21 protein-coding genes and 1 tRNA gene are annotated in these 20,493 nt (G+C 71.9%); 8 read left to right on the plus strand and 14 right to left on the minus strand.

The genetic code is table 11. The features are described from left to right. Positions 1–30: 30 nt before the first annotated feature. The 4 genes from pgsA (at position 31) to ACFQZY_RS12065 (ending at position 2,203) form a co-directional block, all read left to right on the plus strand. Positions 31–597: a CDP-diacylglycerol--glycerol-3-phosphate 3-phosphatidyltransferase gene (pgsA, locus tag ACFQZY_RS12050; protein ID WP_377416030.1), complete on the plus strand. Its 567-nt coding sequence runs from the start codon at positions 31–33 to the stop codon at positions 595–597. A gap of 9 nt (positions 598–606) precedes the next feature. Continuing rightward, complete coding sequence (locus ACFQZY_RS12055; RefSeq protein WP_377416032.1) at positions 607–1,515, plus strand: DMT family transporter; 909 nt, start codon at positions 607–609, stop codon at positions 1,513–1,515. A 313-nt stretch (positions 1,516–1,828) separates the two neighbouring features. Continuing rightward, a complete protein-coding gene (locus ACFQZY_RS12060) occupies positions 1,829–2,101 on the plus strand; it encodes an HU family DNA-binding protein (RefSeq protein WP_275697278.1) in 273 nt (90 codons plus the stop codon). Between the two features lie 26 nt (positions 2,102–2,127). Then, positions 2,128–2,203: transfer RNA gene (locus tag ACFQZY_RS12065), tRNA-Val, on the plus strand. Positions 2,204–2,269: 66 nt separating this feature from the next. Here ACFQZY_RS12065 and ACFQZY_RS12070 read toward each other — a convergent pair. Both ACFQZY_RS12070 and ACFQZY_RS12075 read right to left on the minus strand, forming a co-directional pair. Next, positions 2,270–4,132, minus strand: coding sequence for an ATP-binding protein (locus tag ACFQZY_RS12070; protein WP_377416034.1), 1,863 nt, complete (start codon positions 4,130–4,132; stop codon positions 2,270–2,272). Then, positions 4,129–4,767: a response regulator gene (locus ACFQZY_RS12075; RefSeq protein WP_377416036.1), complete on the minus strand. Its 639-nt coding sequence runs from the start codon at positions 4,765–4,767 to the stop codon at positions 4,129–4,131. Before ACFQZY_RS12075 ends, ACFQZY_RS12070 begins: the two co-directional genes overlap by 4 nt. Positions 4,768–5,041: 274 nt before the next feature. Between ACFQZY_RS12075 and ACFQZY_RS12080 the strand changes: the two genes are divergently transcribed. Continuing rightward, positions 5,042–6,325 carry a sigma-54 interaction domain-containing protein gene (locus tag ACFQZY_RS12080; RefSeq protein WP_377416038.1) on the plus strand — a complete coding sequence of 428 codons (1,284 nt, stop codon included), beginning with the start codon at positions 5,042–5,044 and terminating at the stop codon, positions 6,323–6,325. Positions 6,326–6,409: 84 nt separating this feature from the next. Here the strand turns inward: ACFQZY_RS12080 and ACFQZY_RS12085 are convergent, their stop codons facing one another. Genes ACFQZY_RS12085 through ACFQZY_RS12140 form a run of 12 tightly spaced genes read right to left on the minus strand, consistent with a single transcriptional unit; the run spans position 6,410 to position 15,699 of the window. Further along, positions 6,410–7,405 carry a hypothetical protein gene (locus tag ACFQZY_RS12085; RefSeq protein WP_377416040.1) on the minus strand — a complete coding sequence of 332 codons (996 nt, stop codon included), beginning with the start codon at positions 7,403–7,405 and terminating at the stop codon, positions 6,410–6,412. A gap of 15 nt (positions 7,406–7,420) precedes the next feature. Next, entirely contained in the window at positions 7,421–7,795 is a 375-nt protein-coding gene (locus tag ACFQZY_RS12090) for a hypothetical protein (protein WP_377416042.1), read from the minus strand. Positions 7,796–7,797: 2 nt separating this feature from the next. Further along, the gene (locus ACFQZY_RS12095) at positions 7,798–8,886 is read right to left on the minus strand and encodes a hypothetical protein (protein WP_377416044.1); all 1,089 of its coding nucleotides are present in this window, start codon (positions 8,884–8,886) and stop codon (positions 7,798–7,800) included. Positions 8,887–8,900: 14 nt separating this feature from the next. Next, the gene (gene flhB, locus ACFQZY_RS12100; RefSeq protein ID WP_377416046.1) at positions 8,901–10,067 is read right to left on the minus strand and encodes a flagellar biosynthesis protein FlhB; all 1,167 of its coding nucleotides are present in this window, start codon (positions 10,065–10,067) and stop codon (positions 8,901–8,903) included. Beyond that, a complete protein-coding gene (fliR, locus tag ACFQZY_RS12105) occupies positions 10,060–10,836 on the minus strand; it encodes a flagellar biosynthetic protein FliR (protein WP_377416048.1) in 777 nt (258 codons plus the stop codon). The genes flhB and fliR overlap by 8 nt, the downstream gene beginning before the upstream one ends. A gap of 25 nt (positions 10,837–10,861) precedes the next feature. Next, positions 10,862–11,131 carry a flagellar biosynthesis protein FliQ gene (gene fliQ / locus ACFQZY_RS12110; RefSeq protein WP_377416050.1) on the minus strand — a complete coding sequence of 90 codons (270 nt, stop codon included), beginning with the start codon at positions 11,129–11,131 and terminating at the stop codon, positions 10,862–10,864. A gap of 56 nt (positions 11,132–11,187) precedes the next feature. After that, a complete protein-coding gene (gene fliP, locus ACFQZY_RS12115; protein ID WP_377416328.1) occupies positions 11,188–12,000 on the minus strand; it encodes a flagellar type III secretion system pore protein FliP in 813 nt (270 codons plus the stop codon). 2 nt (positions 12,001–12,002) lie between these two features. After that, complete coding sequence (gene fliO / locus ACFQZY_RS12120) at positions 12,003–12,329, minus strand: flagellar biosynthetic protein FliO (protein WP_377416052.1); 327 nt, start codon at positions 12,327–12,329, stop codon at positions 12,003–12,005. Further along, on the minus strand, positions 12,326–12,634 hold the full coding sequence (gene fliN / locus ACFQZY_RS12125) for a flagellar motor switch protein FliN (protein WP_377416054.1): 309 nt from the start codon (positions 12,632–12,634) through the stop codon (positions 12,326–12,328). The genes fliO and fliN overlap by 4 nt, the downstream gene beginning before the upstream one ends. A gap of 19 nt (positions 12,635–12,653) precedes the next feature. After that, complete coding sequence (gene fliM / locus ACFQZY_RS12130; protein WP_377416056.1) at positions 12,654–13,649, minus strand: flagellar motor switch protein FliM; 996 nt, start codon at positions 13,647–13,649, stop codon at positions 12,654–12,656. A gap of 35 nt (positions 13,650–13,684) precedes the next feature. Continuing rightward, a complete protein-coding gene (gene fliL / locus ACFQZY_RS12135) occupies positions 13,685–14,305 on the minus strand; it encodes a flagellar basal body-associated protein FliL (RefSeq protein WP_377416058.1) in 621 nt (206 codons plus the stop codon). Between the two features lie 17 nt (positions 14,306–14,322). Further along, positions 14,323–15,699 (minus strand): flagellar hook-length control protein FliK, encoded by a 1,377-nt coding sequence (locus ACFQZY_RS12140; RefSeq protein WP_377416060.1) that lies wholly within the window; start codon positions 15,697–15,699, stop codon positions 14,323–14,325. Between the two features lie 201 nt (positions 15,700–15,900). Here ACFQZY_RS12140 and flhA point away from each other — a divergent pair, with 201 nt between their 5' ends. From flhA to ACFQZY_RS12155, 3 genes are read left to right on the plus strand one after another with little or no spacing between them, the layout of a single operon-like run. After that, entirely contained in the window at positions 15,901–18,009 is a 2,109-nt protein-coding gene (flhA, locus tag ACFQZY_RS12145) for a flagellar biosynthesis protein FlhA (RefSeq protein WP_377416062.1), read from the plus strand. Between the two features lie 12 nt (positions 18,010–18,021). Next, positions 18,022–19,662: a hypothetical protein gene (locus ACFQZY_RS12150; RefSeq protein WP_377416064.1), complete on the plus strand. Its 1,641-nt coding sequence runs from the start codon at positions 18,022–18,024 to the stop codon at positions 19,660–19,662. After that, positions 19,659–20,489, plus strand: a complete 831-nt coding sequence (locus ACFQZY_RS12155) for an AAA family ATPase (protein ID WP_377416066.1) — start codon at positions 19,659–19,661, stop codon at positions 20,487–20,489. Before ACFQZY_RS12150 ends, ACFQZY_RS12155 begins: the two co-directional genes overlap by 4 nt. Positions 20,490–20,493: the final 4 nt, after the last annotated feature.

Below are 20,493 nucleotides of genomic sequence, written 5' to 3' on the forward strand. Positions count from 1 at the left end.
GCGCCTCGCGCTCATGCCAGAATCGGGCCCATGTTCTTCACGGTTCCCACCCTCCTGACCTGGACGCGCATCATCGCCATCCCGCTCATCGTCGGGGTGTTCTACCTGGGGCTTGAGCCGCGTTTCCAGAACCTGGTGGCCACGGTGATGTTCATCGCCTTCGCGCTCACCGACTGGCTCGACGGCTGGCTCGCCCGCCGCCTGAACCAGACCTCCTCCTTCGGCGCCTTCCTCGACCCGGTGGCCGACAAGTTCCTGGTCTGCGCCAGCCTGCTGGTGCTGGTGCACCTGGGCCGGGCCGATGTCTTCGTCGGCCTCATCATCATCGGCCGCGAGATCGCGATCTCCGCGCTGCGCGAGTGGATGGCGCAGATCGGCGCCTCGCGCAGCGTGGCGGTGCACATGATCGGCAAGGTCAAGACCACCGTGCAGATGGTGGCCATCCCCTTCCTCCTGTACGACGGCGACCTGTTCGGCGTGATCGACACCGGCCGGTGGGGCGCCTGGCTGATCTGGGTGGCCGCCATCCTCACCGTGTGGTCGATGGTGTACTACCTGCGCAAGGCCCTGCCGGAGATCCGGCGCCGGGTGCGCTGACCGCCCTCCATGACCGACACCGACGACCGCGCCTGGCTGCTGCGGGCCATGCCCGCCGTGTTCGTGGCCATCTGGAGCACCGGCTTCATCGTGGCGCGCTACGGCATGCCGCATGCCCCGCCCATGACCTTCCTGAGTTGGCGCTACGCGCTCTCGGTGGCCTGCTTCGTCGCCTGGGCCACGCTGGCGCGGGCGGCCTGGCCCGAAGGCCGGCGGCAGTGGCTGCACCTGGCCGTCACCGGCATCCTGATGCACGCGGGCTACCTCGGCGGCGTGTGGGCCGCGGTGAAGGCCGGCATGGGCGCCGGCCTGGCGGCCCTGCTGGTGGGCCTACAGCCGGTGCTCACCGCGCTGTGGATCTCCGGCCGCGGCGGCACCGTCACCGGGCGCCAGTGGGCCGGGCTGGCCTTCGGCCTGGCCGGCCTGGTGCTGGTGGTGTGGCAGAAACTGGGCCTGGGCGAGGTGCATCCGTTCAACTTCGCCTGCGCCCTCGTCGCCCTCGTGAGCATCACCGCCGGGACCCTCTACCAGAAGCGGTTCGTGGCGCCGTGCGACGTGCGCACCGCCAACCTCGTGCAACTGGCCGCGGCCTTTGCGGTGACCCTGCCGCTGGCCCTGCTCGAGCCCGAGCCGGTGCGGTGGGTGGCCGCGGGGGGCGGGTTCAACCGCGAACTGGCCGGCGCGCTCGCCTGGTCGGTGCTCGCGCTCACGCTGGGGGGCAGCTCGCTGCTGTACCTGTTGATCCAGCGCGGCGCGGCCACGCGCGTGACCAGCCTGATGTACCTGGTGCCGCCGACCACCGCGCTCATGGCCTGGGTGCTGTTCGCGGAGCCGATCACCGTGGCGACGGTCGCGGGCGTGACGCTGACCGCGCTGGGCGTGAGCCTGGTCGTTCGCGCGCCGGCGCCGCGCTCGTGAGGACCCCCAGATCCGCACCGCCGCGGGGCACTCCGCGGGCCTGGCCGCGCGCCCGTTCGCCGATGGACGCGCGGTGCAGTTTCCAGTCAGTGCCTGCGGCTAGAATGCGCACCCTTGCAACGCGCGCCAATGGCTCGAAGCCGTATTGACAGCGCTGGAGGGCGTGGCTCTAATCAATCCGGCGTCCGCAAGAGAATGACACCGCGCCAGACGCCCCCCCGCTTGATGCCCATGTGACACCTGCGAATCGCAGGGCGGGGAATGATTGAGCCGGCAACCTGAAGATCAACTTTTCTCTCATCGAGGGGACCCAGTGAACAAAACCGAACTCATCGAGCACATCGCGAAACATGCCGACATCTCCAAGGCCGCCGCCACCCGTGCGCTGGAGTCCATGATCGGCGCCGTCAAGACCACCCTGAAGAAGGGCGGCTCGGTTTCGCTGGTGGGCTTCGGCACGTTCGCGGTCGGCAAGCGCGCCGCCCGCAGCGGCCGCAACCCGCGCACCGGCGCCACCATCAAGATCAAGGCCGCCAAGGTGCCGAAGTTCCGCCCGGGCAAGGCCCTGAAGGACGCGCTGAACTGATCAATCTGAACATCATGGTCACGGTGGGGTGCTTAGCTCAGTTGGTAGAGCGGCGCCCTTACAAGGCGTAGGTCGGGGGTTCGAGCCCCTCAGCACCCACCACCCAGGACAGGCAAAGGGCCCGCAGCGATGCGGGCCCTTTTGCTTGGGAAGTCGGGTTGGCGCGCCTCAGCGCGGCTCGGGCGGCAGGTCCCAGGCGAGGCGCACGCAGGTGCCCGAGGGGCTGCTGTCGATGTCCAGTGACGCGCGCAGCTGGCCGGCCCGGTAGCGCAGGTTGGCCAGGCCGCGGCCGCCGGCGCCGCTGCCCGGCGGGCGCAGCGTGGAGAAGCCTTGGCCGTCGTCCTCCACCGCCAGGTGCAGGCGGCGGGCGTCCGCCTCGTAGCGCGCGGTGATGCGGATGGTCGTCGCGCGGGCATGGTGCAGGGCGTTCGCCGCCGCCTCCTGCAGCACCCGCAGCAGTTGCAGGCGCGGGCTGGCCGGCAGCAGCGGCAAGCCGGCCAGCGCGATGTGCCAGCGAAGCTGCGGGCCGCCCTGCAGCCGGCGCCTCTCCAGGCGCCAGCGCAGGTCGGCGATCGACTCGCCGAGGTCGCCGTCGCCGGCGGAGGTGGCCAGCAGCAGGCGCATGTCGTCGAGGCACTCGTCGATCATGCGGCGCACCTGGGGCAGCGTCATCTCGTCGTCCAGGCGCAGGCGCGTGGCCGAGAGGCTGGAGCCCAGGCCGTCGTGCAGGTCGCGCAGGAAGCGTTCGCGCTCCTGCACGCGGGCCTGGTTGCGCTCCAGGGCCAGGATGGTCTGGTGCTTGCGCAGGAGGTCGGCCTCGTGGGCGGCGACGCGATCGGCCAGGATGGCGTTGAGGTTCTGGCTGGTGTGCAGCCCGCGCGTGACGCGCCGGACGATCACGCCGCCCATGGCCACCAGCAGCAGCGCGCTGGCGAAGGGCAGCAGCAGGATGCGGGTGAAGGCTTCGTCGTCGTTCAGGCGCCACAGGTCATGGGCGCCGGTGGCGATCAGCGCCAGCACCGTGGCCATCAGCAGCAGGCCGCGCCAGCTCGGCGAGCGCCAGGTCCAGCGCGCGGCCAGCACGGCCAGGACCGCGCCCACGGCCAGCAGCGGCACGCCGAGCCCGATGACGACCTGCGGCTGGCTGCGGCCCAGGGCCAGGACCGCCGGCACCGCGATGGCGTAGCCCACCAGCAGGCGCTCCAGGCGCGGCATGTGGCGGGCGAAGAGCGCGAGCATCGCCAAGATGGTCAGGGCCGCCGCGGAGATGCGCGCGCTCAGGAAGGCCCAGTGCACCCAGTGCGGGTCGCCCCAGATGGTGGTGACCACGGGGTACATGCCGCCCAGGCCGCGCAGCACCGCGGCGAGGCCGAACCACAGGTACAGCGGCTGGCTGCGCAGCACCGCGGCCACGCCCAGCGACACCAGGCCGAGCACCAGGGTGGCCCAGGCCAGCGCCTGCGCCAGCGTCACCCGCAGCAGGCGCTGCGGCAGGTACTGCGTGCGCCAGACTTCCTCGGCCGGGCCCACGATGACCTCGGACAGGCCGTTCAATTGCAGGTTCGTGCCCCAGACCTCGACCTCGACCAGGTTCGGCCCCTGCCGCCAGAGGCTGGGGCCGGCGTTCAGCCACAGCGGCTGGTTGGCGCAGCGAAGCTGGGGCAGGGGGGCGGCGCCGCAGCTGCCCAGGTCATGCCCGTTGAGGGTCACGCGCCCGGCGAGGCTGGCCTTCTCGATGAACAGGCCCAGCGGCGCCTCGGGACGCTGTGGCAGGTCCACCACGACACGGAAGGTGACGCTGCGCCCGCCGTCCTGGAACAGCGCCTCGTCCAGCACGTGAGGCAGGCCCACCGGCTGCGAGCCGGCAGGCGTGAGGAGGACGGCGCGCTCGATGCGCAGGAGCGACGCCGGCGTCTGCGAGGCCGGGTGCGCCGTCGCAAGGGGCAGCCATGCCAGCAGGCCGGCCAGCAGCCCGGCCACGAGCAGCCACAGCGGCAGCGTCCGCGCCGCCCGGAAACGGCCCGCCTTCACAGCAGGCCCTGCCCCCGGGCCTTTTCGACGGCCTGCACCTGGGAGCGCACCTCGAGCTTGCGGTAGAGGCTGCGGATGTGGGATTGCACCGTGGACAGCGACACGCCCATCCGGTGGGCGCTCTCGTTGTAGGACAGGCCCTGGGCGATGCATTGGAGGGTTTCAGTCTCCTTGGGCGTGAGCCGCACGGGCTCGCCGCCGGCGGGGACGCGCTCGGCGCCGACCTGGCTGAACACGTAGCGCGCCAGCGAGGGGCTGATCGGGTAGTGCCCCTGCAGCACCTGGGCGATGCCGTCGGTGAGGGCGCGCACCGGCTCGCTCTTGTGCAGGTAGCCGCGGGCGCCACGCCGGATGGCGGCGAGCACGCCTTGCTCGCTGGAGACGCTGGAGACCACCAGGGCCGGCACGTCGGGGCGCGCCTGGCGCAGGGCGGCGATGACATCCAGGCCCGAGCCGTCGGGCAGGTTCATGTCGATGATGGCCAGGTGCAGGTCGCGGTGCGGGTCGGCCACCAGGGCACGGGCTTCGGACACCGCCTGGCAGGCGTGCACGCGCCAGGCGTCGCCGAGAGCGGCGACGGCGCGGGTGAGGGCAGAGGCGAAGACCGGGTCGTCTTCGAGCAACAGGGCGTTCATGGCGTGCGACCGGCGCGTACGGCGGGCCGGAGTGTCATGCGAGAGGGTCGATGCGAGGCAGTCCACATTTTCATGCGATTGTGGAACAGCCCGAAAAGCGAGATATTGTCCCACGACATAACGTCGGTCTAAGTGTGCCCTCGCTCGAGATGGGTTTGACACTGTAAGAAAGATCGATTTCAAAAGTATTGGTCAGGGCGCCCTGGCCCGCGTCGCGGCGACTACCAAAGGGTGGCGTTGGCGGCCCGGGCGGCCCTGAAAGTTCAAGGACCGGATGGCTGCCAGCTTCACCCCCATCATCGGCAAGAGTGAGCCCACGCAGGCGCTGCTCGGCCTGGTGAAGGTGCTCGCCTCCTCGAATTCGACGGTCCTGATCACCGGCGAGAGCGGCACCGGCAAGGAACTCGTGGCCCAGGCGCTGCACCGGCAGGGCCGGCGCAAGTCCGGTCCCTTCGTGCCGATCAACTGCGGCGCCATCCCCCGGGACCTGCTCGAGAGCGAGCTGTTCGGCCACCGCAAGGGCGCCTTCACCGGCGCGGTGAGCGACCGCATCGGCCGCTTCGAGATGGCCAATGGCGGCACGCTGTTTCTCGACGAGATCGGCGACCTGCCGCTGGACATGCAGGTCAAGCTGCTGCGCGTGCTGCAGGACCGCAGCATCCTGCCGGTGGGCGCGGCCCGGCCGGTGGACATCGACGTGCGCGTGGTCGCCGCCACCCACAAGGACCTGGCGCAGGCGGTGGTCGACGGGCGTTTCCGCGAGGACCTGTATTACCGCCTCAACGTGCTGCCGTGCCACACCACGCCGCTGCGCGAACGCACCGACGACATCGCCGACCTGCTGGACTTCTACGCCGCGCGCCATGCGCAGGACGGTTTCGAGCCGATCCGCTTCGCGCCGGACCTGCTCGCCGCCTTGCGCGCCTACCGCTGGCCCGGCAACGTGCGCGAGCTGTCGAACCTGGTGGACCGCTTCACCACGCTGTTCCCGGGCCAGTCGGTCTCGCTGCCGGCGATCCCGCCGTCCATGCTGCCGCCGGGCATGCGCGCCCTGGCCGCGCCGGCTGCTGCGGGACCCTCGGCAACGCCGTTCGCACCGGCGCCTGCGCAGCCCGCGGTGACGCTGCCGGCTGCCACGGCGCCCGCCGCGTTCGACCCCGCTGCCGGGCGTGACGACTCGGCCGACGATGCCCTGTTCACCCTGATCGGCTCGAGTGGCGAGGCACCGGCCTTCCCGCTGCCCCCGGGCCGGCTGGACGAAGGCGCGCGCGAACCCTCGGTGGCCGCGAACGCGCCGGCGCAGGCCGCCGAGGCGCTGTCGGTGGAGGGCTCGCCCTACAACGTGGTCGAGGAAATCGTCTGCCTGGCGCAGGGCATCGTGACCCTGCCGCCCGAGGGCGTGCCCCTCAAGCAGCAGCTGGTGCGCATCGAGCGCAGCCTGATCGAGCAGGCGCTGGCCCGCACCAACGGCAACGTCTCGCAGACGGCGCGCCTGCTGCAGCTGCAGCGGACCACGCTGATCGAGAAAATCCAGAAGTACGAGCTGCGCGCGGGCTGAGGCCTGCGCCGTGCGTTGCCGCGCCGCGCCGGACAGCGGCCGGCAGGCCGCCGGCCTCGCTCACGGGGTTCCGGCGCCCCGGCCTCAATTCGTCTTCGCGTTCGGGCTTGCCGCCGGCGGCGACACGCGCGGGTACTGCAACAGGCGATCGCGCTGCTCGGCGGCCGCGGCGGCCCCCGCGTTCTGGGCGGCGGCCGTGGCGGCGGCGTTCTTCTGCAGTGCCTCGAGATAGCGCTCGCGCTGGAGCGTCACCAGCGACTGAACCTCGCGATTGAGCTTGTCCACGTTGCCGACCGTCGCCTTGAGCGACTGCACCTCGCGGCCCAGTCCCTGGACCGCGCTGGCCTGCGCCTGCAGGCGCGAGTTCAGGCCCTCGACCTGCTGCGCCAGCCCCTTGGCGGAGGAGGCGACCTGTTCGGCCGTCTTCGCCGGGATCTGCTGCGTCAACGCCTCGGCCTGCTTGACCGACTGGTCGATGCGCCCGCCCACCTCGCCCACGCTCTTGCCCAGGCCGTCGACCTGCTCGGTGAGCTTGGCCATGGAGGCGGTCGCCTGCTCCAGCGACTCCAGGCCCTCGTTCAGGGCGACGGCGCGCTTGGCCACCGCCAGCAGCGTGGCGTCGAGCTGGTTGAGGCGGCTGTTCATGCGGATGCCGGTGACCACGAAGAACATCAGCGCCAGCAGCATCACGCCGCCGATGCTGGCCATGATGATCATCATCTGCTTCTGCGACTTCAGCTGGCCGGTGTTCAGCTCCTGGGTCGCCTCGTGCAGCCGGGCACTCACGCCGGCCGCGGCCTGCGCGCCGCGGTTGGCGAGTTCGGCAGCGTCGAGCACGGCGGCGGCGAGCTGGTCGAGCGCTGTACGGGCGGCGGCGACGGCGGGAGCCGCCGCCGCGGCAGCGGCGGCTTCCTCGGGGCTGGCGGTGGCGGCGGCGCCGGAGCCTGCGGACGCCGGGGGCTCGCCGTCCGGGGCGGCATCGGTCAGCACCGGCGGCTCGGGCTGGGGCTGGAAGCCGGGCGCGGCGGCGGGTGCGGCCTCGGCCGCGGGGGCCTCGGCGACGGATGCGGGTGCGTTCATGGCGGTCTCCTGCGGTCAGCGTTTCGCGCCGGTGGGCACCGGCAGCTGGTCCAGCGCGGCGCGGACCTCGTCATTGCGTTGGCGCAGGCCCTGCAGGCGCTGCATGATGTCCGCGCCGAAGCCGACCTGTTCGACGGCGGGGGCGGGCGGGGGCGGCAGCGGCGCGGCGGCCTTGCGCTTCTCGGCCTTCGGTGCGGCCTTGGGGGCCGGGCGCGCGGCGGGCTTGGGTGCCGCGGGGAGGGGCCGGGCCTCGGGCGGCGCGACCTCGGGAACCTCGGGCGCCGGCGGCGGCTTGCGCGGCGCCTTGCGCGCGGCCACCGTGCTGCCGGTGGGCAGCGAGACGGTGTGCGGCTGGTTGTTCGAGATGATCTGCGGCTTGGAGGAGGCCATGCTTACCTCGGGGCGATGGCGGCCAGCGTGGCCGCGGTGGAGGGGGTGGCGCCTTTCGGGGCGGCAGGCAGGGCCGGCGCAGCGGGCTGCGACTTCGCCGCGCGCGGGGCCGGCTGGTGCATCTGCAGCCACATGCCCAGCGCGCCGGCGAGGGCGGCGCTGAGGAAGACGCCGCCCACCAGCACCATGCGGTTGCTTCGGGCCTTGGGTGATTCCCGGCGGGGCGCCGCCTTGGGTGCGGACTTCGCGGCGGCCTTCGCGACGGCGGTCGCGGCCGGACGTGCGGCGGATTTCGGCGCGGCCTGGGCGGCCGGCTTCGCGCCGGGCTTCACGGACGGATTCAAGGACGGCTTCACGGCGCTTGCCGCGGCCGATCGCGTGGCCGATCTCGTGGCCGATGGGGCCGCGCCAGCCGCCGTGTCGCGGCGCCAGAACGCCAGGCGCCAGCGGCGGCGCGGCGCCTGGCTCGCGGGCTGGGCCCACGCCGGCAGTGCGCCGGTGTCCGCCGCGCCGGGCGCCTCGCGCAGCGCCTCCTGCAGCGACACGCGCGCGGCCTCGCTGGCGGCGGCCGGCCTGGAGGCCTTGCCCCCGATCTGCCAGTGCAGCGCCTGCGGGCCCAGGGCGGCCAGGCGCGGGCCGAGGTCGGTGTCGCCGTCCTGGACGAGGACGATGCGCAGGTTGGCGCCGGGCAGGTCGTTGACCAGGCGCAGCAGCAGGGTGAACTCGGCGTTCGACAGCTGCGGGCCGTCGTGCACCACGAACACGTGGACCGGCCGGCCGGCCGCGGCGCCGCGGTCGATCACGTGGTCCACGCGCACGTCGGCGACCAGGGCATTGACCTGCTGCACCAGTTGCTCGGTGCTCCCGGGCTGGTGGGCGACGATGCGCACGTTCTCCTGCTGGCGCAGGTCGCGCACCAGCAGGCGGCTGTAGTGTTCCAGCGTCGCGGTGCTGGCGGCGGACAGGGCGATCGGGCGGCGGCCTTCCAGCAGCGCCCGCGCCATCGCCTGCATCTGGCGGGCGTCGTGGGCGCTGTGGTAGCCGGCATGGGCGGCGTTCGCGGCGTTCGGGTTCTTCGGGTCGTTCGACATGGTGGGGTTCGGGGTCAGGCCGGCGCGGCGGCGGCCTCGTCGAGGCGGTGGCCTTCGGCATCGAAGCGCATGGAGCGCGGCACCACCGGCAGCGGCCGGGCCATGGCCTGGCGCCCGGGCTGCGCGCCCTCGAGGCTGTAGACGTAGGCGATCACCTGGGCCACCGCGTGGTACAGGGCCTCGGGAATCGGGTGCTCGGGCTCGGTGGTGAAGTACAGGGCACGCGCCAGCTCGGGCGCCGGGAACAGGTGGATCCCGTGCGTGCCGGCCTCGGCGCGGATCTGGGCCGCCATGAAGTCGGCGCCCTTGGCCACCAGCACGGGCGCGCCGTCGCCGGTGGGGTCGTACTCCAGGGCCACGGCGAAGTGCTCGGGGTTGGTGATGACGACGTCCGCGTCCTTCACCCGCTGCAGCATGCGGGCGTTGGCCATCTCGCGCTGGCGGCGGCGGATCTGGGCCTTCACCTCGGGGCGGCCCTCGACGTCCTTCATCTCGTCCTTGATCTCCTGGCGTGTCATGCGCATGCGCTTCATGAACGAGTGGCGCTGCCAGGGCACGTCCAGGGCGGCGATGACGACCAGGCCGAAGGCCACCGACAGGGTGGACTCCAGGATCACCTTGCCCGCCAGGCCCAGTGCGGGCTCCAGCGCCATCGCGCCGATGCGCAGGATGTCGTCCATGCGCAGGGCCACACTCATCCAGAGTGCACCGCCGACGATGGTGACCTTGAGGAGGGCCTTGAGCAGCTCGATCGCGGCATGCGGGCCGAACATGCGCTTGAGGCCCTGCATCGGGTTCAGCTTGGACGGGTTGGGCGCGACGGCCTTGGTCGCGAACAGCAGGCCGCCGCTCATGACCGAGGCGATGATGGCCATGACCAGCGTGACCCCCATCACCGGCAGCACCAGCAGGAAGGCGTGGCCGGCCTGTTCGGCCAGGGCGGCGGGCAGCAGCAGGGGCTTGTCCAGGGTCTTGCGGTCGAAGACGAAGCCGGCGGCGAACTGCGCGGAGAGCTTGTGCACCAGCCAGCCGCCGGCCAGGGTGAGCGCCAGCAGGGTGGAGACCACCACCGCCGCGCCGGGCAGCTCGGTGGAGCGCGGAACCTGGCCTTCGTCGCGGGCCTTCTGCAGGCGCCGTGCGGTAGGTTCCTCGGTGCGGTCCTGCGAGTCGCTGCTAGACACGGGGCACCCCCAGCAGGTCGCGCACGACGCCGAAGCCCTGGGTCCACAGCCACTCGGTGCGGCCGACCATGGTGCCCAGGAAGACGAGCAGGATCAGGAAGCCGGCGGCCAGCGAGGCCGGCACGCCGACGGCGAAGACGTTCAGGCTGGGCGCGGCGCGGGTGATCACGCCCACGCCCAGGTTGACGAACAGCATGGCGACCATCACCGGCAGGGCGACCAGCACGCCGCCCAGGAAGATCATGGAGCTCCAGCGCACCAGCAGGCCCAGGCTGTCGGGCGTGAGGATGGAGCGGCCCACGGGCAGCGAGTGGAAGCTCTCGAGGATCAGCCCCAGCAGGATGGCGTGGCCGCCCGAGCCCACGAACACCAGCAGGCCCAGCACCAGCAGCAGCTGCGAGATCACGGGCACGTTGCCCAGGTTGGGGTCCATCAGGCTGGCCATGGACAGGCCGATGGCCGTGGCCACGATCTGGCCGGCCACCACCAGCGCCGCCACCACCACCTGCAGCACCAGGCCGGCGAGCGCGCCGATGGCGACCTGGTTGAAGACTTCCTTGAGGCCGGCGGCCGACGCCGGGTCGATCACCGGCCAGGTGTGCAGCGGGTAGACCAGCCAGGCCAGCACCAGGGCCAGCAGCACGCGCAGGCGCAGGTTGAAGGCGCTGTTGGCGAAGATCGGCGCGGTGACCATCAGCGCCGAGATGCGCAGCATCGGCCACAGGAACGTGGAGAACCGTTCCATGATGTCGATGGCCAGCAGCTGCATGCGGGGCGTCTCCGGCGCGCGCGGCTTACCCGAACAGGGCGGGGATGCGCTGGAAGATGCCGCGGGTGAAGTCCACCAGCATGGCCAGCATCCAGCTTCCGAACAGCAGCATCGCCAGGCCGATGCACACCAGCTTGGGGATGAAGCTCAGGGTCATCTCGTTGATCGAGGTGGCGGCCTGGATCACGCCCACCACCAGGCCGACCACCAGGGCCACGCCGAGCAGCGGCGCGCTGACCACCAGCGTCGCCCACAGGGCCTGCCGGCCGATGTCCACCACCATGGCTGAATCCATCTCGTTCCTCGCTGTGCTGAGTTGCTTGTCGGTTGTTCGTTCGGTCGGGCCGGGACCTAGGGCATCACGAAGCTGGAGGCCAGCGAGCCCATGATCAGGGACCAGCCATCGACCAGCACGAACAGCATCAGCTTGAACGGCATGGAGATCATCATCGGGGACAGCATCATCATGCCCATGGACATGAGGACGCTGGAGACGATCAGGTCGATGACCAGGAAGGGGATGTAGATCAGGAAGCCGATGGTGAAGGCGCTTTTCAGCTCCGAGGTCAGGAAGGCCGGCACCAGGGTCGTGAAGGGGATCTGGTCGGGCGTGGCCACCGGGCGGTTGCGCGCGATCTCCATGAACACCGCGATATCGTCCTCGCGGGTCTGCTTCATCATGAAGCCGCGGATCGGCTGTTCGGCGGCCGCCAGGGCCTGCTCGAAGCCGGCCTTGCCGTCCATGTAGGGCACCAGGGCGCTGCGGTACACCTCGTCGAAGACCGGCGACATGATGAACACCGTGAGGAACAGCGCCAGCCCGGTGAGGACCAGGTTCGGCGGGGTCTGGCCGGTGCCCAGCGCCTGGCGCAGGATCGACAGCACGATGATGATGCGCACGAAGGCCGTCATCATCAGCACCGCCGAGGGCAGCAGCGTGAGCGACGTCATCAGCGCCAGCAGCTGCAGGGTCAGGCTGTACTGGGTGCCGCCGGCGCCCTGGGTCACGGTCACGCCGGGCAGGCCGGGGGCGGCCGCGGGCGCCGCCGCCGCGGCGGCCGCCTTGCCGGCGGCCCAGGCCTCGGGGGCGAAGGCGAGCAGGCCCAGGCCGGCCAGCGCGATGCAGGCGGGCAGGGCGGTGCGGGAAGCAGTCAGGCCGCGCAGGCTCACAGGCGCGGCTCCTGCGGGAACAGGGAGGCCATCGTGTCCGCCGGGCCGGCGGCCGGGGCGTCGCCGGCGGCGCGCCAGCTGCCCAGGGGCGTGATCTGCGCGGGCGTCACGCCCACCAGGACCTCGCGGCCGTCCACCCGCACCAGGGCGACCTTCATGCGCGCGCCCAGGGACAGGCTCTCGACCACGCGCAGGCGCTGCTCGCGGCGCGCGAAGGCCGGCGACCCCTGCAGGCGCTTGAGCGCCCACAGCAGGCCGACCAGCAGGGCCACGACCAGCGCGAAGCTGCCGATGTACTGCGCGATGCCCAGGGAGGTGCTCACAGCGACTCCAGCCGCTCGCTCGCCGGCACCACGCGGGTCAGGCGGATGCCGTAGCGCTCGTTGACCAGCACCACCTCGCCCTGGGCGACGACGGTGTTGTTCACCAGCAGGTTCAGCGGCTCGCCGGCGATGCGATCGAGTTCGACCACGCTGCCCTGGGTCAGGCGCATCAGGTCGCGGATCTTGATGGTGGCGCGGCCGACCTCGACGGACAGCGAGACCGGGATGTTCTGCAGCACGTCCGGGTGGATCTGCTTGCTGTCGCCGCCGTCGATGACGGAGGTGTCTTCTTGGATGTCGCTCATGGGGGCGTCCTCTGGAAAATCAGTTCAGCGCCGGCGGCTTGACCGGGTGGGCCACCATGACGGCGGCGGTGGTGCCGACCGAGCCCACCTCGACGTCGAACACCGGCTTGTCGGCGACGTACATGCGCGCGTAGTCGGGCTTGCGGAAGGGGATCACGTCGCCGGCCTTGAGGTTGCGAAGCTGCTGCATGGTGATGTCCAACTTGCCCAGCGAGACATGGGCCTCGACCGAGGCGTCCTGCACGGCGTGCTCCAGCGCGTCGTGCCAGGCCTTGTCGGATTCCTCGTTGCCGTCGCCGCTTTGCAGGCGGCTGCGCAGGAGGTCGCGGATCGGCTTGAGCGACATGTAGGGGATCACCATGTCGATCGCGCCGGAGCCGGCGGTCGGGGACTCGGCCTCGAAGCGCGAGACCACCACCAGGTCGTTCTCGTCGGCGATCTGGGCGAACTGCGGGTTGATCTCCGAGCTCACGTGCTCGAAGTCGATCTGCATCAGCGGCGCCCAGGCCTCCTTGAAGGAGCGGAACAGGATCTGCAGCAGCAGCTTGATGATCCGCGTCTCGGTGGGGGTGAACAGGCGGCCGGGCGGCAGCTGGCCCACGCCCTTGCCGAAGCCGCCGAAGAAGCTGTCCAGCGAGCTGAAGATGACGGTGGGCTCGATGACCACCATCGAGTAGCCGCGCAGCGGGTTGACCCGCAGGATGTTGACCGACAGCGGCGCGCGCAGGTCCTTGAGGTAGTCGCCGAAGCGCACGATCTGCGCGCGGGTCGGGTTGACCCGCGGCGACACCCGCAGCACCTCCAGCATCCCCAGGCGGAACAGGCGGATGAAGCGCTCGTTGACCATGTCGATGGACACGAGGTTCACGCCGAGGCTGCTGTCCTCGGAGGCCAGGTCGTGCCGCTGGACGGCCAGGTCGGTGTTGTAGCCGTCCCCCTCGGCGACGGGCAGCTCGCGCATCGTCTCGGTGAGCGCGGCGAGTTCCTCGGGGGTGAGCAGGGGCTGGTGGGCCATGGGCGGGCGCGGGGGACGTGGCTGGGGAAGCGCGGTTACTGGACGATGAAGTTGGTGAAGTGCACTTCCTCGAGGCCGCCGAAGTCCTCGAGCTTCTGCAGCACCGCGTTCATCTCGTCGCGCAGCTTCTCGGCCAGGCGCTTGCGGAAGTCGGGCTGGTCGATCTCCTCGGCCTTGGTCTGGCGCAGGATGTCCAGGCCGGCCGAGCGCAGCGCGAACTCGTGCTTCTTGATGTTGTTGATCACGCGCTCGTCGTAGCGCGTCATGATGGCGATCTTGACCTGCATGACCTTCTTGGAGCCGGTGAGGTTGGCCACCAGGTCCTTCTCCATCTCGTAGTAGCGGGACTCGAAGCGCTGCAGCTCGCCAGCGGCCTTGGCCACCGGCTGGGGCGCGCTGGCGCCGGCGGCGGGCTTGCCGTGGCCGTCGTCCTTCTTGCCATGGCCGTCGTCCTTGCCCTTGCCGCCCTTGCCCTCGAGCTCGGCGAGCTGGGCCTCGGCGGCCTTCTTGTCCTTGCTGTCGAAGAACCCGGTGGCGAACAGCGTGCCGCCGATGGCCGCGACGAGCAGCACCAGCAGGACCACGCCCGCGACGATGATCATCACGATCGGCTTCTTCGGTTTCGCTTCTTCCGCTTCGACGACTTCTTCTGCCATTTGGCTTGCTCCTTCGATCAGACCAGCACGTCCAGGCCCGAGGCCGTCGTCCGGCGCGCGGCGGGCGCGGCGGCGAGGGCGGCGGTGTCCGGGGCTTGCGCCTCGGCCGGCGCGCCAGGGGCGGCCGGGCCAGGGGACTGGCGGGGTGTCGGATTTCCGCCAGCGTGCTGGCCTTTTCCGGTTCCTACGTTCAGGTCCGCAATCTCCATGCCAGCCTGCGACAGCACTTCGCGCAGGCGCGGCAGGCCTTCGTTGAGGAGGTCGCGGGTCACCGGGTTGGAGGCCTGGAAGGCGGCGTCGACCTGGCCGGCGCGCATCTTCAGGTCGATCTCCACCTCACCGAGCTTCTCCGGCCGCAGCATCAGCCGGACCTGCCAGTGGCCCTTCTCGATCTGCGCCATCACCCGCTGGGCCACCGCCTCGCCCAGGCGCTGGGCCAGGGCCTGGTAGCCCTGGGCGCGCTGGGCCAGGGTGGTGGTGGCGGCGGGCTCGTCGGGCAGGGACTGCGCGCCGGCGTCGCCGCCCGCGCCGGCCGAGGCCGCGTCGCTGCCCGGCGCGGGCGCCGCGGCGCCGGCATCCGGCTCCCACAGCGACTCCAGTCCTGGCTCGACCTCGATCTCCAGTGCCAGCACCTCGGCGCCCGCCTGCGCGCCGGTCGGGGCCTGGGGCGCGGCGGCGGCCTGCGCGCTGCGACCCGAGGGCGTGGCCGCAGCGGCCAGGGCGGCGGCGAAGGACTGCAGCTGCATCGCCGCCGGGGCGGCGGCGTCGGGTGCGGCACCGGCGTCGGCAGCCGGCGCGGTGGCGGGGGTGGCGGCGCCGGCCTGCTGCAGCCAGGCCGGCAGGCCGGTGGCGGCGCCGGCCAGGACGGCGGCGGCCTGCGCCGCGCCGGTCGCCGGGGCGGGCGTGCCCGGGGTGCCGGGGGTGCCCGCGCCGGCCGCCAGGGTGGCCATCAGGCTCACCTGGGTCAGGGCGCTGTTGCTGGTGGCGCCGTCGGACAGGGTGGCGCCGGCCGGCATCGCGCCGCCCGGCACCGCGCCAGGCGGCACGCCCGCCAGGGCCTGGCCCTGGGCCAGCGCGGCGGGGTCGCCGAACAGCCAGGCCACCACCTCCTCGTCCAGGCCCTGGGCCTTGGCGAATTCGGCCAGGGCCTCGCTGTCCGGGCCGTCGGCGGCGGGGGTGACCAGCTCCATCGTCGGTCCCAGCGCCAGGGCCTGCAGGGGCAGGGCGCCGGCGGCAAGGTTTTGCCCCTGCGGCAGGGCCGACTGGGCGAGCGCCAGCCGCTGCGCGAAGGCCGCGCCGCCGTCGGCGGGCAGGGCGTTCGCGCCCTGCGCGGCGCCGGCGGGGTCGCCCGCCGCGGCGGCGGCAGCGGGCGAATCGAGGGAAATCGTTGGCATGAACATGTGAGGCGATACCTTGCTGTGGCATGGAGTCCTGCGGCCGGTGGACCGCGGTGCGCGGGTGTCCTGCAAGAACCGTGACCGGAAAGAACTTGCCGCCGCGCGGGCCGGCCCGGCGCGCGCGCGGGGGCGGCGCAGGGTGTCGGACGCGGTGGCACGGGCTTTGCGTGACAGGCTCGATTCCTCACGAAAACCGCCATGAGCCTCGCCTCACTGTCAACGATCCGACAGGGCCTGTCCCAATACGACAGGTCGGGCCTCGCCGTGCCGGCGATCGTGATGCTGATCATCGCGATGCTGGTGCTGCCCCTGCCGGCGCTGCTGCTGGACGTGCTGTTCACGTTCAACCTGCTGGTGGGCCTGGTGGTGATCATGATCTCGATCAACACCCGCAAGCCGCTGGAGTTCTCCTCCTTCCCCACGGTGCTGCTGTTCGCCACCATGCTGCGGCTGGCGCTGAACGTGGCCTCGACCCGGGTGGTGCTGTCGCACGGCCACGAGGGCCATGACGCGGCGGGCAAGGTGATCGCCGCCTTCGGCGAGTTCGTGATCGCCGGCAACTACCTGATCGGCTTCATCATCTTCATCATCCTGACCATCGTGAACTTCGTGGTGGTGACGAAGGGCGCGAGCCGGGTCTCCGAGGTCAATGCCCGCTTCACCCTGGACGCGATGCCGGGCAAGCAGATGTCGATCGACGCCGACCTCAACGCCGGCGTGATCGACCAGGAGACCGCCAAGCGCCGCCGCGAGGAGCTCTCGCAGGAATCGGACTTCTTCGGCTCCATGGACGGCGCCTCCAAGTTCGTCAGCGGCGACGCCATCGCCGGCATCCTGATCCTGCTGATCAACCTGATCGGCGGCATCGCCATCGGCCTGGGCCAGCACGGCATGTCCCTCAACGAGGTGACCAAGGTCTACGTGCTGCTGGCGATCGGCGACGGCCTGGTGGCCCAGATCCCCGCGCTGCTGCTGTCGCTGGCCACCGCCATCATCGTCACCCGCGTGACCACCGCCGAGTCGGTGACCGAGCAGGCCGTCTCGCAGCTGGCCAACCCCTCGGCCCTGTTCATCGCCGCCGGCGTGCTGGGCGTGCTGGGCGTGGTGCCGGGCATGCCGCACGCCGTCTTCCTGTTCCTCGGCGCGGCCGCCGCCGGCCTCGGGCTGATGATGGTGGAGCGCAATCGCAAGGCCGAGGCGCCCAAGGCCGACGACAAGCCCGCCGCCGAGGCGCCCAAGGAGCTCGACTGGGACGACGTCGAGTCGGTGGACCTGATCGGCCTGGAGATCGGCTACGGCCTGATCCCCCTGGTCAACCCCGAGACCGGCGGCCAGCTGATGACGCGGGTCAAGGGCGTGCGCAAGAAGCTGTCCTCGGAGCTGGGCTTCCTGGTCTCGCCGGTGCGTATCCGCGACGTCCTGAGCCTGGAGCCGGACTCGTACCACATCGTCCTGCACGGCGTGGTGCGCGCGCGCGGCTCGGTCAAGCCGGGTCGCGAGCTGGCGATCAACCCGGGCAGCGTCTACGGCAAGCTCGAGGGCGTGGCCACGCGCGAGCCGGCCTTCGGCCTGGAGGCGGTGTGGATCGACCCGTCGCAGCGGGACATGGCCCGCACCCTGGGCTACACCGTGGTCGACGCGGCCACCGCCATCGCCACCCACATGAACAAGGTGCTGCGTGACAACGCGCACGAGCTGCTCTCGCACGACGAGACGCAGAAGCTGCTGGACAAGCTGGCGGCGCGCCATCCCAAGCTGGTCGAGGAGCTGGTGCCGGGCAAGATGCCGCTGGGCGTGGTCACGCGCACGCTGCAGAACCTGCTGGCCGAGGGTGTCCCGATCCGCGACATGCGCACCCTGGCCGAGGCCCTGCTGGAAGCCGGCGCGCGCACCCAGGACCCCGAGGTGCTGACCTCGCTGGTGCGCCCGAAGCTGGGACGCATGATCGTGCAGAACCTCCTGGACAGCGGCGACACGCTGCAGGTGATGACCCTGGCGCCGAACGTCGAGCAGCTGCTGCACAACGTGCTGCAGCAAAGCCCGGCCGGCTCGCCGCCGGTGCTGGAGCCGGGCATGGCCGAGAGCCTGTTCGGCGCGCTGCGTGACAGCTCGCGCCAGGTGGAGGACAAGGGCGTGGCCGCCGTGCTGGTGGTCTCTCCCTCGGTGCGTGGCTGGCTCTCGCAGGCGGTGCGCCACCGCATCCCCGACCTCACCGTGCTGTCCTACAGCGAAATCCCCGACGACCAGGCCGTGAAGGTGGTGTTCACCGTCGACGCCGATGTCAAGAACCAACGCCAAGTTTCCTGAAAGGCCTGAGCCATGGAACTCAAACGCATCCTCGCCAAAGACAGCCGCACGGCCATGGACCTCGCCATGGCCCGGTATGGCAAGGACGTCCTCGTCGTCTCCAGCCAGAGCGTGAACGGCCAGGTGGAACTGGTGGTGGCCCTGGACGTCGCACCCGAGCCGGCGGCCGCGCCGGCGCCGGCGTCCTCGAAGGAGCCCAGCGCCTTCACCCAGGCCTTCCGCCGCGCGCTCGGGCCGATGCCCGAGCCGGAGCCGGCGGAATTGCCCGAGTCCGCACCCGCCGCGGCGGTGCTGGAGGCGCGGCTGATGGCGCAGTCGCAGGCCCAGGCCCAGGCCCAGGCCCAGGCCCAGGCCCAGGCCCAGGCCCAGGCCCAGGCCCAGGCCCAGGCCCAGGCGCGTGCCGATGCGGCCGGGGGGGAGGCCATGCCCGCGACGGCCCGTGCCGCACAAGCCGCACAAGCCGCACAAGCCGCACAAGCCGCACAAGCCGCACAAGCCGCACAAGCCGGGCGCGCTCCCGCCACCGACGCCGCCGCCCGCGACCGCCAGGTCGTGGACCTGGTGCGCCGCGAGATCGCCGCATTGCGCCAGGAGTTCGCCCTGGGCCGCCAGGTGCAGGCCTGGGCCGACACCCAGGCCTGGCCCGCCGCGGTGCAGCCGGTGCTGCACGCCCTGAACGACGCCGGCGTGCCGGCCGGCCTGCGCGCGCTGCTGCTCGACGGCGCCCGCGAGGCCACCGACGCCCGCGAGGCCCTGGCGGCGATGCGCGAGCAGATGGCCGGCGCGCTGTCCGCGCTGCCGGCCGCCGCGATCGACCGCGGCGTCCACGCCATCTGCGGCCCGTCGGGCGCGGGCAAGACCCACATGGTCACCCGGCTGGCGCGCGCCGCGGCGCTGCGCCAGGGCGCCGAGCGCGTGGCCATCATCACCTTCAACGACCAGCGCGTGGGCGCCTGGAGCCAGGCGCGCGTGCTCGCCGCCCAGGCCGGCGTGGCCTGCTACCGCGCCGGCGACGAGGCCGCCCTGCGCCTGCTGCTGGACGAACTCGCCGGCCTGGACTTCGTGCTGGTGGACACCGCCGGCGTGGACTGCGAGGCCCAGGCCCGCGCGCTGCGCGCGATGGACGCGGGCATCCGCACCCACCTGCTGCTGCCGGCCGATGCCTCGATCGGCAGCGTGCGCCGGCTGCTGGCCGCCGGCCAGGGCTGGACCAGCCTGATGGTCGGCAAGGTCGACGAGTGCGCCTCGCCCTGGCCGCTGCTGCAGGCCCTGTGCGACCGGCCGCTGCCCGTGGCGGGCATGTCCGCCTCCGGCGACGTGGCCGCACCGGCCCGCGGCTTCGACGGCCAGCGCGTGCTCGATGCCGCCTTCGGCCGGCTGCAGGCCGACATGGAGTCCGCCCTGGAGGCCGCCGTCGAGGCCGGCCTGGAGGCGGACCCGGCGCAGGACGCCGTGGCCATGATGGACGCGCGGGCGGGAGAGCCGGCGCTCCAGGAGGCCTTCCTGCCGGGGACCGCGCCCGCGCCCGCACGCACCGCCGCCCAGGCGGCCCCCGAGGCCGCCCCCGCGTCGCGGGTCGTCTACCTCGCCGGGCGCGTGCCCGGGGACCCGGCGCAGCGCGCCACCGCCCTGCGCACCGGGAGCCTGGCATGAGCAACCTGCATCGCAGCCCGCAGGTGATCGGCGTCGCCAGTGGCAAGGGCGGGGTGGGCAAGACCACCGTCGCCGTCAACCTCGCGGCGGCCCTGGGCCAGCGCGGGCACCGGGTGCTGCTGCTGGACGCCGACCTCGGCATGGCCAACGCCCAGGTGGCACTGGGCGTGCGCTCGCCCTGGAACATCAGCCACCTGCTGTCCGGGGAGAAGACGCTGTCCGAGCTGCTGGTGCAGGCCGCGCCCGGCGTGCAGCTGGTGCCCGGCGCCTCCGGCCTGCGGGACATGGCGGCCCTGGACATGACCCAGGTCGCCACCATCATCCATGCCTTCGACGAGCTGCACGAGTCGGTGGACTACCTGATCGTCGACGTCGCCGCCGGCATCTCTCCCTCGGTGCTGACCTTCATGGCGGCCTGCCAGCGCCGGCTGGTGGTGCTGCAGGACCAGCCCGCCGCCATCGCCGACGCCTACGGCCTGATCAAGGTGATGTCGCAGGACCAGGACCTGGACGAGATCTACCTGGTGGCCAACGCCGCGCGCAGCGAGGCGCATGGCCAGCAGCTGTCCCATTTCATCAACGACGTGACGCTGAAGTTTCTGGGCCGCACGGTGAAGTACCTGGGCTGCGTCGGCGCCGACGAGATGGTGCAGCAGTCCCAGCGCAAGTACCGCAGCGTGGTCGATTTCGCGCCCAGCACCCGCGCCTCGGCGGACTTCCGCCGCATGGCGCAGGCGCTGGAGAAGCTGGCCCCGATCGAGTCGGTCGGCGGGCAGCTGCAATTCTTCATGGAGCGCCTGCTGCACGCGCAGCAGGGCGGCGCCTGAGGCC

Origin of the sequence: Ramlibacter sp. GCM10027632 (genome assembly GCF_042675325.1) — a bacterium.
Classification (GTDB): Bacteria; Pseudomonadota; Gammaproteobacteria; order Burkholderiales; family Burkholderiaceae_C; genus Ramlibacter.